A 14,301-nucleotide genomic window follows, 5' to 3' on the forward strand; every position below is an offset into this window, starting at 1 on the left:
ATGTTCAACCACCGAACAGAAGGTCTAAAAGTTCTTCCCGCAGTACTTCCGCGGGCGTGCCCTGGGCCCAGATGCGACCCTCCTTCATTAAAATCAGCCGGTCGCAAACTGCTGCCGCCGTTTTTAGCTCGTGGGTCACCATCAGGGTGGTCAGGTGGCGGGAGCGGTGGATTTCACTGACCAGGGTCATGATCTCCACCCGCGCCCGGCGGTCCAGGGCCGCGGTCGGCTCGTCCAAAAGAAGGATCTCCGGCTCCTGGGCCAGGGCACGGGCAATGGCCACCCGCTGCTGCTCACCTCCTGAAAGATGGCCGATGGGGCGAGAGGCAAGGTGGCTCATGCCCACCAGCTGCAACATGCTGTCCACCACCCGCCTGTCGGCCGGCCCGGGCCGGCGCAGCAGGCCCAGGCGGCCGTAGCGCCCCATCATGACCACTTCCCGCACACTCACCGGCATCCGGGGATCAATGTTCTGAATTTGCGGCACGTAGCCAATCCGCCGGCACAAAAAGGCCGGGCAGCCCTTTTGAAGCGAGTAGCCCAGCACTTCCACCCGCCCCTGGAGGAGCTTACCCAACCCGTTCACCAGGGTGAGAAGGGTAGTTTTACCGGCCCCGTTCGGCCCGATGATGCCGACCAGCTCGCCCTTTCTAACTGACAGCGAAACGCCCCGTAAAGCTACATCTTCACGGTAGGAAACGACGGCATCTTCTATCTTTATTAGAGCAGCCCCGTTGAACAGCCCATTTTCCGGAATACTGTTCCACCGTCCGGCGAGATTAATTTTACTCTACCTCCTTAAGCGCATCCAAAAGCAACTCCACATTTTTGTCCAGAGCGGCGCTCCAGGTATCCGTTTGCGGCAACCCTCCCGGGAAATTGGAGATGGTCACCTGTGCCGCCCCCAATTCTTTCGCCATACCTTTGCCTGCGTCCGGGCCGCTCTGCAGGTTATCCACCACCAGCTTTACTCCCGCCTGTTTCCCTTTGTTAATAAGCTCCTGCATTTTCTGCGGGCTAAGCTCCTCCGGCCGGCCATAAGTAGCCACCACGTCAAAACCGGCCCATTTTAAAAACCCCTGCTGCATCTCGGAACAGAGTACCTTCACGCCGCCTGCGCCGGCAGCCTGAAGCCTGGACAGGGTTTCTTTGCCCTTTGACTCAATCTGCGAAACCAGGCGGTCGGCATTTTGCTCATAATAAGCCCTGTTAGATGGATCTTTTTCCATCAATATTCCGGCAATTTTTGTAACCGCCTCCTTTTGCACCGGGGGTGCCATCCAGTTACCGGCCACGGCAACTTCAACCACCTGCAGGTCCTTATTATGCACCGATTCTATCAGTTCTTTGGTAAACATCTTCCCCTGCCAGTCGTGGCGCAAAAATAGCCTGGCCTCGGCCAGCTTTTGCACATCGCCCGGCTTCAGGTCAAAATGCCCCGGACAGGCAGCAGGGGGGACAATATTCACGGTCTCTACTTTATCACCGCCGACATTTTTGACAATATCAGCAATCAATGACGTACCCGTAGCAACTTTTAGCTTCGGACTATCTTTCACCGCACATCCAGAGATAGCAAGTAAAAGAATTACTAGAATAATTGCCGTGGTGAATGAATAAACCCTTCTCAATGAGATTACCCTCCTCCGTTTTCATCCCGGCTCAACTTGTCAATATGGGTTTACGTGCTTTCAAAACATATTTCTCCCTTGTATTGATAATTTCAACCTCCACCAACCCGCACTGCCTGCACAATTCCTGCATTTTATCATCGTCGGGAATCAGATCGTTGGCAACCACCCCCCCTAACGACCGGTGTAAATCGTTTACCGCCTCCCTGCTCATGGAATGGCAGATGACCAGCCTCCCGCCAGGCTTTAAAATGCGGGCCATTTCCGCCAGCGCACGGGGTTTATCGGTAACATGAGGAAAACAGGAGTTGCAGATGATCTCATCGAAAGTATCTTCCTGAAATGGCGTACAGCTTATGTCCGCCAGTACAAATTCCACATTCCCCGGATTTTTCGCCCTGGCTCTGGCCAGCATCTCTTCAGCAATGTCCAGCGCCACCACTTTACCTTCCGGACCGGCCGCTTCAACAAGAAAAGGTAAAAGAACCCCCGTACCGGTACCTGCGTCCAGAATAAAGCTCCCGGGTCTGATGGCAAGCTCATCGATGATTTTTTTCAACCGATCCAATGTCTCACCAGTCAATAAATTGTCCCAAATGGGTGCCTTTTGGTTAAAATAATCCCGGTGTGCATCAGCCATCAACTTCCACCTCCCATATTAACGGCCACGATAATTGGCTTTAATAACCTGCGGATGAAGGGGATCCACTTTTTATCCCGGGTACCAGCCCCAAAAAACAAAAGCCACGGGCACCCTCCTTACCCTTTCTGGGAAGGAAACCGGGGGCCTCCGTGGCCTTTTGTATCATTACCTTTTCGGTTGAGGTCCAGCTTGTCCGCTCTGATCCCGTCTTCGTTACGGGGCTAAAGTTTCAGCAAAACCGATATCCCTCAGTTTTTATGGTTGTGAACTAATAGTTTGTTTGCTAAACTATTGTTTAAACCATTGTAAGACAATATAGAGAAAATGTCAATAAAAATTCTTTTGACATTCAACCATTTTAACTGTAAAATTATAGAATACCATAAATTTTTTCTCCATAACTATATTCCCTGATGCGAAACAGCTTCCGGTAGGGAGGTTTTCTTGATGGCTTTGGATCGCCTAAACAAACGGGACAAAGCTGCTCTTAGCCGGTTTTGTAAGCTTATCCGGAGCACCCTCCGCCAAAATCTAGAAGAGGTCCGGCTTTTTGGTTCTAAAGCCCGGGGTGATGATGATCCATATTCAGACATTGACGTTCTTGTTGTGGTAAAAAACCGTCATCCGGAAGTAGATGATCTAGTTTTGGACGCCGCTTTTGAAGTCAGCCTGGACTATGACGTTGTTTTGTCCCCGGTGGTTTTTTCCCATAACGAATACTATGCGCCCCTTACCCGGAAAACCCTTTTTTACCAAAATACACGGGAGGAAGGGGTGCCGCTATGAAAGAAAACCTTGATTTGGAACTGGCTAAATACCGTTTAGACAGAGCCCGGGAAACAGCCGAAGAAGCCGATACCTTAATTCGTGAAGGCAAGCTTAAGGGTGCCGTCAACCGCCTTTATTTCTCGGTTTTTTACGCTGCCAGGGCTCTGCTTGCAACCAAACGGCTTGATTCCGCAAAACACAGCGGCGTAATTGGTTTATTCAACAAGGAATTTATTAAAACCGGGATTATCTCCGTCAATTCAGGAAAAACTCTTTCCAAAGCCTTCAAGTTCAGAAACGAAGGTGATTACCAGGACTTCCGCGAATTTAAACATGAGGAAATAGTGGCACTCCGAAAAGAATGCTCCGCTTTTATTGAAGAAGTAAGCACTTATCTTTCCTCGTTTTGACCATTAGAAAGCGCGGTTTGTTCCGGCATCTTTCCTATTTCCAGGCCCCGGCCCGGCGCAAAAGGCTTGCCGCCCATAGAAAAGCATTTTCATAAATCACTTCCCGATCAAGCGGTTCAAGAAGGGCGACCTGCCTGATCCTCTCATTAACTTCCTCCACGCCTACCAGTTCCACGGGCAAGCCCTCTTCCCCGGCTTTAGTCACGGTTTCCGTTACTAATTTGTTAGGAGGCATAAAACACCAGATCTCGTAAGCTACCTGGTATTTCATCTGCATTTGTTTTTCCGCAAAATCGGCATAGCGTAAGAGTCCTTCAACTTTTTTCCGGACCCGGCGCAACCGGGTGGACAACTTTTCTTTTTCGGCAAAATGATAAGTGCTGGAAAAATCCATCCCGTATAATTCGCCTGGTTTATGGGCAAAAGCCACCACCGGCACGATGTTTTGCTCCGGCAGATCCAGGCTAACCGCACAACCTTTCACCAATTCGTAGTAGGCCAGGATCAACCCCCGCTCCACATCCGCTTTTAAAAATTTCGGTAATCTTCTGCCCATCTCCATGTCTCCCCAATTAGCTTCCGAAGGCTTTCCCAGGTAGTGGAAGTAAGCGGTAATCCTGGAGGCAACTTTTCCTTTTTCTTCACAAAATCCCTTCCTTCTAAACCTTGGGTTTAGTTTCGACATTTTTTCCAAAAATCCTTTTCCGGAGAATATATGCGTCACACTGCATAACAATATCTTCTCTCCCATACAGGCCACAACTTTTCTGCCGCTTCCACCAGCACGGCGTCAAACTGCCCGGCTTTACCGGCTACAATTTCCTGCCGGCACTGCTGCCAGCTCAGCGGCGGGCGGTAAGGACGTTCCGAGGTCATCGCATCCACTGCGTCACACAGCGCAATAATCCGGGAACCAAGGGGAATGGCCTCCCCCTTTAATCCCCGGGGATAACCTTTCCCGTCCCAGCGCTCGTGGTGGTGCAGGACCATCACAGCAACCCGTTTCAGTTGCCGCGATTTGACCAGGATGTTGTAACCGATTTCCGGATGGCGCTGAATTATGGCATATTCGTGAGGTAAAAGCCGGCCCGGCTTGCGTAAAATTTGATCCGGAATACCGATTTTGCCTATATCGTGCAAATGAGCCGCAATATGTACCATTTCCAGTTCCCTGCCCTTCAAGCCAACCAGCCGGGCCAGATCTACCGCCATATCCGCCACGCGCCGGGAATGCCCGCAGGAATAGGGATCCCGGGCCTCCAGGGCAGCCACCAGGCATTCCACGGCATCATGATATATGTGATCAAAGCGGGATTTAAGGGTTAACATTTTCTATCGCCTGGCTCAGTTCTAGTTTCTGGTAAATATGGGTCCAGGAACGCTTCGCATATACCACCGGAGTATTTTTCCCCCTGGCCTGTTCTTTAATCATCCTGGCGACAGTATGGTTGACATAGTCCGTTAAGACAATGACCAGGCCGGTCTCCTCCGGTATGTTTAACTTACCCACAGCAATCTTTTTCCGCCCCTTGAAATGGTAAACCCTATCAAACCCCAGTTGACGGAGGTTGTGGGGGATTTTCCCCAGCCGGTCGCCACCGACAATAAATACGCTCATAGTCGATTCCCTTTCATCATTCCTGGCCCCAGTTCTTGAGAAACCCCAATCCTTTGGTCGCCCATAACAGGTAGACAATTTTACCCCCTTGCAGTCGATAGTTGATCAGCCACGGACCTTTGCGCAAGGATTTAACAACAACCCTTCCCGGATTGTGAGGTACACGCGCCTTCTTCACTTTTCCCCTCCTTGCCGTCTCTCAGTTTACCTGTTTCCTACCGCATCGAGCAGCCGGAGGACCATCGCCGCAGCTTCCGCCCGCGTCACGGGCTTCTCCGCACGGAAAGTGTTGTCGGGATAGCCGGCAACAATCCCCTTCGCTACGGCAGCGCCTACGCTCGCATTCGCCCAGCCCGGGATGGTACCGGCGTCGGCGAACTTAAGCTCCGCCGGTGTTACGGTACCGATCTTCTTTTCCAGGATCCTTACCACGAGTGCGGCCATCTCAACCCGGGAAACCAGGCGATCAGCCTCAAAGGTCGCCGTGCCGTCCGGCTGCGGGTAGCCCTTCACTAGGCCCTCCCTGACGGCTGCGGCGACCGCTCCCCTGGCCCAGGCGGGGATCTTGGCGCTGTCCCTGAACTTCAGTTCCTGCTCACCGCCCGGCGCGACCTTCAGGGCGCGCACCATGATGGCCGCGATCTCGGCGCGGGTCACCTCCCTGTCGGGACGGAAGGTGCCGTCGGGATAGCCGGAGATGAGGCCCATCCCGGCCAGCCTGCCGGCCGCGTCGGCCGCCCAGTGGCCCTGCATGTCCTTAAAGGTGACCACCGGCGTGGGAGTTGGGAGCGGCGGCACCTCCCTGGCTACGGCGAAGACGGCAAAGAGCGTCAGGTGGCCGACCGTCACCGTCACGGTCCCTTTCTCGAGGTCAACGGTCCCCTCGAGGCGGACCCACCTGCCGACCTTTTCGTCGTAGTAGAAGGCGGCCGGCTCCTGGTCCTTGGCGAGCTTGCTCTTGTCGAAGTAGAGGGTGATGGTTATCTTGCCGGTCAGGGTGCCGTTTTTGAGGGTGACGTCCACGACCCTGCCGAGCAGGGGCATCCCCGTGCCCGCAGTCTTTTCGTTACCCACGACCTCAGCCTTGATCACGTCGTTCGCGCCGCTCACGGCCCCGGCAGGCACCTCGACCTTCACCTTACCGGGCACTTCGGCCTCGGTGGTCACTCCCGCCTGCACGGGCTTTTCGACCCTATCCGCGGATGGCGCCGGCGCTCCGCTGCCTCCACCGCCGGTACCACCTTTTGAGTACGTGTAGACGCTAAAGATTTCGCCGGTGGGCTTAAATAAAAGCGACCAGATCACTTGCAGCCTGAGTTCCTGGAAGCGCGCCTTTTCATCAGGCGTCGCCGTGCCCTGCTTCACCTTACTCCTCAGGGCAAAGAAGTCTTCCGGGAAAAGTTGAGGTTTTGCCTTAACGACAGCCGTCCGGGAGGTGGCTCTGTCGGTCACCGCGAGGTAATAGTTGTCTGCATTGAAAGGCTCTTCCCCCTGGAGAACGTAATTGCCCTCACCGGCCACCAACCGCAGTGCATTGTCGATCCCTTCTGTGGCCCAGCCGCTCACCACCTCAAACCGGCCCTGCTGGGGCATTCTCTCTCCGTAAAGTATGGCAAAAGCCTCGCCGAGTAGCCGAAAGGCGAACGAACCGCACACGCACAACTTGTTCTCCTCTACAGCAAGGTCTGCATAGGAAAACTTCAGTAGTGCGCCATCCGGGCTGAAAACGCCAAGGGGAGAAACCTTTTTCCAGGCGAAAATCGTTTCGGCCGGCCTGGTTAAAAGGTTCTTCAGGAGCAGATCCTGGCGCGCCTTCAAGGCCGCCTGTTCCTCTTCAGAGGCCTGGCCGTTCATCACCCTGTTGCGCAGGTCAAAGAAATCTTCGCCGCCGAAGGTGTCCGGCCTGATGTGAATAAAGACCGTCTCGCCGGTGGCCTTGTTGGTGAAGATAAAGGTCGAGCTCGCGAGCGTTATCTTTTTCCAGTTGCCCACGTACTTGACGTCAGCCGTGCCGGCCAGGTAGTCGAATATCGGCTTACTGTCATCCTCGGGCGGCAGGAAGCTGACCACCATCAGGTCATCCGCCACCACCGGACTGTCCGGCCACAAGGCAGGCAGAGCCACGCCGGCCAGGCGGAAGGCCAGCACGGAGTCAGGGTACCCCTTGCCGGCGTCCTGGGCGATTTCCTGGCATTTGTCCAGCGTTAGTACGGTCGTTTCCCCGCCCTTTTTCACCTCCGGCCGCGGCCACAGTTCGTTGGCCGCCCGCCATTCCACAATGCGGTTGGCGTAAGATTTCTTAAAGGTGAGAAGCGCCCGCTGGCCCGTCTCCGGGTAGCGGTACGCGCCATCCGGAAATTCCTTGAGGATGCCGGGAATCTTACGCCCGGTGAAGTGACCCTCGCTGACCATCACTGGAACAACAAGGGCGGTGGCCCTATCAGTATAGATGGCTTCGTAAACGGCCTCCCGCAGAGAAGGGGTTAAACCTTCAAAAAGGAAGCCATACTTTATACCTTTCAGCGGCGTCCCTTTGGTTGCTAGGCGTTCCTGGATTTGCTTTCCAAGGGAAGCCAGATTGTCAACCCAGCCGATCTGGCCTTCTTCGGAATCGCTGCCGTGCGCGGCCAGTACCCCTATTTCGCTTCCGGCGTTTTCAACCAGAAGCCCAATCTGTTCGGCAAGCACTTCAGCCAGCAAGGGGTGGTCGTCGATGGCCCGCGTTAAAACCACTTCCCCTTGCGGTCTGGCCCTTTCCAGGGGCTCTTCGTGTTCTTCACCCGGCAAGTCCTCCCTTAAACCCAGGATGTATTTGATCTCCTCGATGTGATTGGAGTAGCTGGAGATGAAGAGAGGCACGGCAACTATTTTGTTGACCCCGGCCGCATTAAGTTGTTCCACCGCGGCCGGAATATCCGGCTCTACTTCTTCCAAAAACCCAAGGGCTACCGGATAAGGGAGGTTATCTCTCAATTCGTAAGCCGCTTCCCAAACGGGCGTGGTCCATTCGGGATCATTCGTCCCGTGCGCGACGATCAGAACGCCGGGCTTCACCTCTGCCGCCGCGAGTGACTGAAAGGGCAAGGCAAAGAAGCAGGAGAAGAGAATCAACGTCAGGATTAAGGAAGTTCCTATTAACCGCTTCAACCGCTTTTGCCGGACAAACATCATCATCCCTCCCGGTAAAGATACAGCTTTGCGCTTAAAACGTCCAAAGGACTGGTGTTTCGCGCTCATCCTTCCAAACACACCCTTACAATTCTTCTTCCTGCCAAAGAGAATGAAACTCGTTCTCAATAGCTGGCTTTTTAAAATCCCGGCTTTCCCGCTAACCGGCCAAGCCGGGAGAAACACCCGCCAACGGGGATAATTGAACCAGTTTTTTAGCCCAGTCCCAGCAGACGCCCGCCCTGGTAGATAATCACCGCCACCAGCCATCCCAGGATGAGGCTGTAACCAATGGCAAAGGCCGTCCATTTCCAGGAGTTTGTTTCCCGTTTAATGGCGCCGATGGTCGCCGCGCAGGGAATGTAAATCAGGCACATGGCCATAAAGGCATAGGCCGAAAGAGGAGTCCAGTGCTGCTGGATGATGGGAATTAAACTTTCTGCTTCCTCGCCCACACCGTAAATGACACCGAGAGTACTGACCACCACTTCTTTAGCTAAAAGGCCAAAGATCAGGGCAGCAGCAGCCTCCCAGGTACCAAACCCGGCAGGGGCAAAGACGGGGGCAAAAATGGCACCCAGATGACCGATCAGGCTTTCCTTGCTGCCGGGTTCCACGCCCCAGGGTAGCACAGAAAGAAGCCAGATCAGGATCACCACGCTGAAGATGATTGTACCGGCCTTACGCAGGAAGGCACTGCCACGTTCCCACATGTGAATCAGTGTTCCCCGCAAGGTGGGCATGCGGTATGGTGGAAGCTCCATTACAAAGGGAGCAGCCTCGCCTTTAAAGAGAAAGGTTTGAAAGACTTTGCCCATGATAATGGCCAGCACAATTCCCAAAAGGTAGATTGAAAAGACCACCAGACCCTGCCGGGCGCCAAAGAAGGCCCCGGCAAATAGCACATATACAGGGAGACGGGCTGTGCAGGACATCAACGGGTTAATTAATATGGTAATCAACCTGTCCCGCTTATTTTCCAGGGTACGGGTAGCCAGAATTGCCGGTACGTTGCAGCCAAAACCAATAAGCATGGGCATAAAGGATTTTCCGTGCAGCCCCAGGGCATGCATGAAACGGTCCATAATATAGGCCGCCCTGGCCATGTAACCACTGTCCTCAAGAAAAGAAATGGCCAGGAAGAGCAAAAAGATCAGGGGTATAAAGACCAGCACCGCACCCACACCGCCAATAATACCATCTACAATCAGAGAATTAATGATTTCAGGAGCACCGATGGCAGACAGACCTTTACCCACCACTTCTCCCAGCCATTTAAAAAAGGTTTCGATCCAGCCCACCATGGGATCTCCCAGTTTGAAGGTAAACTGGAAAACAGCCCACATGGAGAACAGGAAAATGGGAAGGCCAAGATAACGATTGGTTACGATCCGGTCAATTTTATCCGTAAGGGATAATCTCTGCTCAACACCGGTACGTCTTTTTACTGTTTCTTTAACCAGCCCGCCGATAAAGCCATAACGCTGGTCGGCCAGGAGAATTTCCGGTTCCTCACCGGTTAATTCCCGCAACCTGCGGATACTTTTTCCCGGCGAGCAAGCAGATCGGCGGTACCGGGGTACCTGCGTACCTCTTCTAAAAAGCGCTCATCTTCTTCCAGCAGTTTTACCGCCAGCCAGCGTAAAGGGTAGTCCCTCATCAGTCCAGCATGGCTGGCAATAACTGTTTCCAGGGCGGCCACTTCTTCTTCAACTTCCCGCTGGTATGTAATTTTCAGCGGCTGTTGCCCTGGGTTCCTGGCAGCATTTAGGGCCCCGGTTATCAGTTCCTTCATTCCCTGTTTTCTGGTCGCCACCGTAGGTATTACCGGAATACCCAGAATTTCGGACAGCCTGGCAACATCAATAGATATATGGCGACTTTCGGCCTCATCCATCATATTCAGTGCAACCACTACATTGGCACCCATCTCCAGTAACTGGACAGTTAAATAAAGATTGCGTTCTATATTCGAGGCATCTACCACGTTAATAATGACATCCGGTTTTTCTTTTAAAATATAATTCCGGGCAATTATTTCATCCTCCGAAAAAGCACCCATGCTGTATGTGCCCGGCAGGTCTACTACCTGATGTGAAATTCCGTCGTAAATAAGCCGTCCCTCTTTTTTTTCTACCGTTACCCCCGGCCAGTTACCGACATGCTGACGGGCACCGGTCAGGTTGTTAAAAATACTGGTTTTCCCGGAGTTTGGGTTACCTGCCAGGGCAATGACAATTCCCCCGGGTTGTAAGTTAGGCGCAGCTTCCATGATAAACAAGCCTCCTTAACCGGTGATCTCATCAACAAAAATCCTTTGTACCATGCCCCGGCCTAAAGCCAGGCGTCCTTCCCCCAGGGCTACAATTACCGGGCCAATGCCGTTGTTCTGAACCATACGGATAACTTTTCACCGTACAAGACCGAGAGCGGTTAATTTCTCACGCAAAGCAACCCCTCCCGCAACATCCCGGACCACCCCACTTTCCCCCTGGGCCATAAACCCCAGTGGCTTCATCCGTAATCACCCCCTGGTCTTAAGGATAGACTTTAAAAGACTTCCACCGCCACACCGTTTGCCTCTTCTTTTCGCAAAGTCAACCGGAAACCTCGAAAAACGATCTCCACTGGATCGCCCAGCGGCGCCCTGCCTTGAACAGTGATCTCCACCCCGGGCACCAGCCCCATAGTCAGGATGCGTCGGCGCAAACTACCTTGAGCATTAATCCGTACGACCCGGCCCCTTGTTCCCTGGGCCAATTCACCAAGCAATTTAATACTGCTTGATTCATTCATGAGCTCCCACCCCCCTGAAATGTTGTAAATGAGTCTCATTCTCATTGGATTAAGATAATGATTTTCATTCTCATGCTTATCATACGGTAATTCCTCCCCCCCTGTCAACCCCTTTTCGGAGCAGAGCCAATCCTTGCATCTGCAAATCCTTGCCAGCTACTGCCGCCTGGTGTAAACTTGAAAATAGGAAAGATGCGAAATGTAAAAGGGCAGGTGTCCAGGATGTGCGGGTATAATGAGTCGTCCCAGTATGAAGAATATCTGGCAGGCCATAAAAGGCGAGCCAGGCTGGAAGAAAAATCCCTGGCCGCCCGTAAAAGAGAAGCCTGGGAAAAAGCAAAGCAGCTGGCGGAAGAACTTCCGCTTCTTTTCCCGCTACGCCGGATCTATCTGTTCGGTTCCCTGACCGGTGGACACTTTACCACTCTCTCGGATATAGACATTGCCCTGGAAGGCCTGGAGGAAAAAGATCATTTAAAGGCGTTAACGGCTGCAGAAAATATCGCCCGTCCTTTCCAGGTGGATGTGATCCTGCTGGAAGAAGCCCCGTTATCCCTGAAGAAAAAAATATACAACCAGGGTGTGATTATTTATGAGCGAGGGATGTTCGGATGGCATTTAAAAAAAGTATCATGGCAATTATTCAATTCTTGCAAAAAATAATTAACGATTTGGAAAAATAAAACTAAAGAGGACAACCAAAAACCCCCACTACGGAAATAAAAGCGGGAGGTTTGTAGCAGTTGCCAACAGGCCAACAAATATTGACAAAACATAACAAAATAGTTACCATGAAGTTATGGAACTATTAACCATCAGCAAAGCGGCAAAAAAATTAGGCGTTCATCCCAACAGCCTGCGCAATTGGGAGAAGCGCGGCTTAATCAAGCCCGTTCGTTTGCCTGGAGGCCAGCGCCGGTACTCTATGGACGAACTCAACAGGCTCCTGCAGTCCGGTCAGTTGAATGACGGGCAGGAAGCAGTCGTGCTTTACGCCCGGGTATCCACAAAAAAGCAGGCCGACGCGGGCAACCTGAACCGGCAGATCGAACGGCTGCGGCAGTACGCCCGGGAAAACGGTTTTACCATCAGGGCGGAGTTCACAGACGTGGCCAGCGGCCTGAACCAGAAGCGCCGCGGTTTAGCGAACGTGCTCAAGCTGGCCGAGCAGGGCGAGTATAAGAAGCTCATCATCGAATATCCCGACCGGCTGGCCCGGTTTGGTTATGAGTATATCGAGCGGCATTTAAGGTACTGCGGCGTAGAAATAATCGCCATAGCTGAAAAAGAGCCGGAGGACGTCAATTCCGAGCTGGTCCGGGACCTTTTGGCCATAGTCACGACCTTTTCGGCCCGTTTGTACGGCGCCAGGGGCGGCAGGAGGGTTAGGCAGGGGTTTCGGGAGCTGATAGTGGGAGTGGAGCGGGATGAAAAAGCCAAAAAAGAAGGCAACAATTAACCCGGATGAAAGTATAAAATACACCGTATGCGGCGAGTGGTTTCCGGAAAGTTTTCCTGCCCGGCGCAGCCTGCGTTGGGGTCGAGGTGGCGAAGACCCCCTGGCCACCGAGATGCGCCTTTTTTGTTCATGCCAGCGTTGGGCGTTCAACCGGCTGCAGGAAGGCCGTTCCCGTGAAGAGCTTAAAAGAGAAGGCCAGAAGCTATTTGGCATAAACTCCCGTTTTTGTGACGATGCCGTATTGAAAGCAAAGGCCATTATTGAATCACAGAGGGGACTGCTGGCGCTGGAAATCGAGGAAACGGAAACAAAGCTGGCCCGGGCTAGGAAGAAACTCGGCTGGGCGGAAAAAGACCTGGGTAAAGCGGTTGAAGCAAACGACCCGGTAAAAATCGAGAAAGCCGAACGCATCGTACACGGCCGCAAAGCGCGGGTCAAAAAACTGAAGACGAAGCTGGATGAACTGAAAACCCATCAAAATAACGGCACCATACCCACGGTAGTTTTTGGCGGCCGTTCTCTGTGGAAGCGGGCCTGCAGGGGCAGAGCCACAAAAGAAGAATGGCGAAATGCCCGGCAGGATCGGCTGTACGCCCGGGGAGACGAAACCAAGGGCGGCAATCCGAACATTAAGATAAGCTACCGCAGCGGAGAATTTGCTTTGTCCGTGACCATCTCCCACCTGTCCGAGCAGACAGGCACGGACAGCAGAGGAAGACCGGTAATGACGAGGGCTCCCCGGGTGGAGGGAAAGCTCTGGCTGCCGGAGAAGCACCGGTTGAAGGTGTGGGAGTTGCTTCTTTTGGGCACACCCTACACTGTGGAACTGATCAGGGGCAGGGACGGCCGGTACAGGGTACATATTTCCTTTGCCATAACAGCACCTGAACCGGTGACCAGTCCCAGCCGGGGCTACTTAGGGATGGACACCAACCCGGACGGTGTGGCTTTAGCCAACGTCAATTATTTCGGCCAACCGGAACCCTGGCCGGAAGGATTTACTGTACCACATCCGAAGGCCCTGCACAAATTTGCCGGGGAATTCCAGGTGACAGTACAACCGAACGGTTTTCTGTACATCAAGATACCGGAACTTGCTTACAGCCGGGGGTACCGGCGCACATACTTAATTGGCGTACTGGCCAAGGTAGTGGTGGACATTGCCAAATTTTTAGGTAAGCCCATTGCCTTGGAAGACCTGGACTTTGGGAAAGACCGGCTGGATACGGACAGGAAATTCAACCGCATGGCGGCCAACTTCCCGTTCAAAAAGATAATCGAGGCCGTCATGAGGAGGGCATTCAAGGAAGGTATTGGAGTAGAACCGGTCTGGCCGGCGCACACGTCCACCATCGGCTATTACAAGTACATGGAGCGGTACGGGGTAATTGTCCACCACGCCGCCGCTTTGGTTATCGCCCGGCGTGCGATAGGCTTCAGAGAGTGCATTACCAGCGAGTTGAAGCAAAAGATTCGAGTCATCAAAGAGAAGCTGAACCAGAAGGTTGATTCCTTACCTGGGGAAGGAAGAGGGATGACCCGAAAGGTGAAGCGACTCTTCAAGCGGCTGGAAGGAAAGATTCTCATTCACAACGGGTTGACCCGTTTTAAGCAGGAATCGTTTTATTCCGTCTGGCACGAGTTGAAGCAGCTCGCTTTATCAAGTAGGTGACCCCGTTTAGCCGGTATCGGACAAACCGGTAGGCCGTACCTAACAGGTTGCGGGGGGCGTTCGGCACTCAAGAAACTTGAGTGCTGGGCCGCGAAATAGTCAACATTGATGAAGGTGCAAGCCGGAGGTGCCTGTT

At 53.2% G+C, this 14,301-nt stretch carries 17 protein-coding genes; 5 read left to right on the forward strand and 12 right to left on the reverse strand.

Translation table 11 applies throughout. From position 1 onward, the window contains the following. Nucleotides 1-4: 4 nt before the first annotated feature. The 3 genes from BR83_RS0111985 to BR83_RS0111995 are packed head-to-tail and all read right to left on the reverse strand — an operon-like array spanning nt 5 to nt 2,271. Nucleotides 5-784 (reverse strand): metal ABC transporter ATP-binding protein, encoded by a 780-nt coding sequence (locus BR83_RS0111985; RefSeq protein WP_114679221.1) that lies wholly within the window; start codon nt 782-784, stop codon nt 5-7. 1 nt (nt 785) lies between these two features. After that, on the reverse strand, nt 786-1,631 hold the full coding sequence (locus BR83_RS0111990) for a metal ABC transporter substrate-binding protein (protein ID WP_027357281.1): 846 nt from the start codon (nt 1,629-1,631) through the stop codon (nt 786-788). 31 nt (nt 1,632-1,662) lie between these two features. Next, complete coding sequence (locus tag BR83_RS0111995; protein WP_027357282.1) at nt 1,663-2,271, reverse strand: class I SAM-dependent methyltransferase; 609 nt, start codon at nt 2,269-2,271, stop codon at nt 1,663-1,665. Between the two features lie 450 nt (nt 2,272-2,721). Here BR83_RS0111995 and BR83_RS0112005 point away from each other — a divergent pair, with 450 nt between their 5' ends. Continuing rightward, nucleotides 2,722-3,060 (forward strand): nucleotidyltransferase domain-containing protein, encoded by a 339-nt coding sequence (locus tag BR83_RS0112005; protein ID WP_013823231.1) that lies wholly within the window; start codon nt 2,722-2,724, stop codon nt 3,058-3,060. Next, entirely contained in the window at nt 3,057-3,452 is a 396-nt protein-coding gene (locus BR83_RS15860; RefSeq protein WP_034635324.1) for a HEPN domain-containing protein, read from the forward strand. The genes BR83_RS0112005 and BR83_RS15860 overlap by 4 nt, the downstream gene beginning before the upstream one ends. 34 nt (nt 3,453-3,486) lie before the next feature. On the opposite strand, the gene BR83_RS0112015 is transcribed toward BR83_RS15860, so the two are convergent. From BR83_RS0112015 to BR83_RS0112050, 9 genes are all read right to left on the reverse strand, one after another. Then, on the reverse strand, nt 3,487-4,008 hold the full coding sequence (locus BR83_RS0112015; RefSeq protein WP_034635341.1) for a hypothetical protein: 522 nt from the start codon (nt 4,006-4,008) through the stop codon (nt 3,487-3,489). A gap of 164 nt (nt 4,009-4,172) precedes the next feature. Next, the gene (locus tag BR83_RS0112020; RefSeq protein WP_027357285.1) at nt 4,173-4,781 is read right to left on the reverse strand and encodes an HD-GYP domain-containing protein; all 609 of its coding nucleotides are present in this window, start codon (nt 4,779-4,781) and stop codon (nt 4,173-4,175) included. Beyond that, nucleotides 4,768-5,070: a DUF2325 domain-containing protein gene (locus BR83_RS0112025; protein ID WP_027357286.1), complete on the reverse strand. Its 303-nt coding sequence runs from the start codon at nt 5,068-5,070 to the stop codon at nt 4,768-4,770. The genes BR83_RS0112020 and BR83_RS0112025 overlap by 14 nt, the downstream gene beginning before the upstream one ends. A 16-nt stretch (nt 5,071-5,086) precedes the next feature. Continuing rightward, the gene (locus BR83_RS17210; protein ID WP_157833017.1) at nt 5,087-5,248 is read right to left on the reverse strand and encodes a hypothetical protein; all 162 of its coding nucleotides are present in this window, start codon (nt 5,246-5,248) and stop codon (nt 5,087-5,089) included. A gap of 26 nt (nt 5,249-5,274) precedes the next feature. Further along, the gene (locus BR83_RS0112035; RefSeq protein WP_027357287.1) at nt 5,275-8,238 is read right to left on the reverse strand and encodes an S-layer homology domain-containing protein; all 2,964 of its coding nucleotides are present in this window, start codon (nt 8,236-8,238) and stop codon (nt 5,275-5,277) included. Between the two features lie 215 nt (nt 8,239-8,453). Further along, on the reverse strand, nt 8,454-9,770 hold the full coding sequence (gene feoB, locus BR83_RS17915; RefSeq protein WP_456072967.1) for a ferrous iron transport protein B: 1,317 nt from the start codon (nt 9,768-9,770) through the stop codon (nt 8,454-8,456). After that, nucleotides 9,758-10,510, reverse strand: coding sequence for a FeoB small GTPase domain-containing protein (locus BR83_RS17920; RefSeq protein ID WP_456072968.1), 753 nt, complete (start codon nt 10,508-10,510; stop codon nt 9,758-9,760). Before BR83_RS17920 ends, feoB begins: the two co-directional genes overlap by 13 nt. A gap of 15 nt (nt 10,511-10,525) precedes the next feature. Further along, on the reverse strand, nt 10,526-10,636 hold the full coding sequence (locus BR83_RS17830; protein WP_084327238.1) for a FeoA domain-containing protein: 111 nt from the start codon (nt 10,634-10,636) through the stop codon (nt 10,526-10,528). A gap of 152 nt (nt 10,637-10,788) precedes the next feature. Then, the gene (locus BR83_RS0112050; protein ID WP_034635326.1) at nt 10,789-11,034 is read right to left on the reverse strand and encodes a FeoA family protein; all 246 of its coding nucleotides are present in this window, start codon (nt 11,032-11,034) and stop codon (nt 10,789-10,791) included. 222 nt (nt 11,035-11,256) lie between these two features. On the opposite strand from BR83_RS0112050, the gene BR83_RS15875 reads away from it, so the two are divergent. The 3 genes from BR83_RS15875 (at nt 11,257) to BR83_RS0112065 (ending at nt 14,165) form a co-directional block, all read left to right on the forward strand. Then, the gene (locus BR83_RS15875; RefSeq protein WP_051618205.1) at nt 11,257-11,697 is read left to right on the forward strand and encodes a nucleotidyltransferase family protein; all 441 of its coding nucleotides are present in this window, start codon (nt 11,257-11,259) and stop codon (nt 11,695-11,697) included. Between the two features lie 136 nt (nt 11,698-11,833). Continuing rightward, nucleotides 11,834-12,493, forward strand: a complete 660-nt coding sequence (locus BR83_RS0112060) for an IS607 family transposase (RefSeq protein ID WP_027357289.1) — start codon at nt 11,834-11,836, stop codon at nt 12,491-12,493. After that, nucleotides 12,462-14,165: an IS200/IS605 family element transposase accessory protein TnpB gene (locus tag BR83_RS0112065; protein WP_027357290.1), complete on the forward strand. Its 1,704-nt coding sequence runs from the start codon at nt 12,462-12,464 to the stop codon at nt 14,163-14,165. The genes BR83_RS0112060 and BR83_RS0112065 overlap by 32 nt, the downstream gene beginning before the upstream one ends. The last annotated feature ends 136 nt before the right edge of the window (nt 14,166-14,301 follow it).

Source organism: Desulfofundulus thermocisternus DSM 10259 (assembly GCF_000686645.1).
GTDB lineage: Bacteria > Bacillota > Desulfotomaculia > Desulfotomaculales > Desulfovirgulaceae > Desulfofundulus > Desulfofundulus australicus.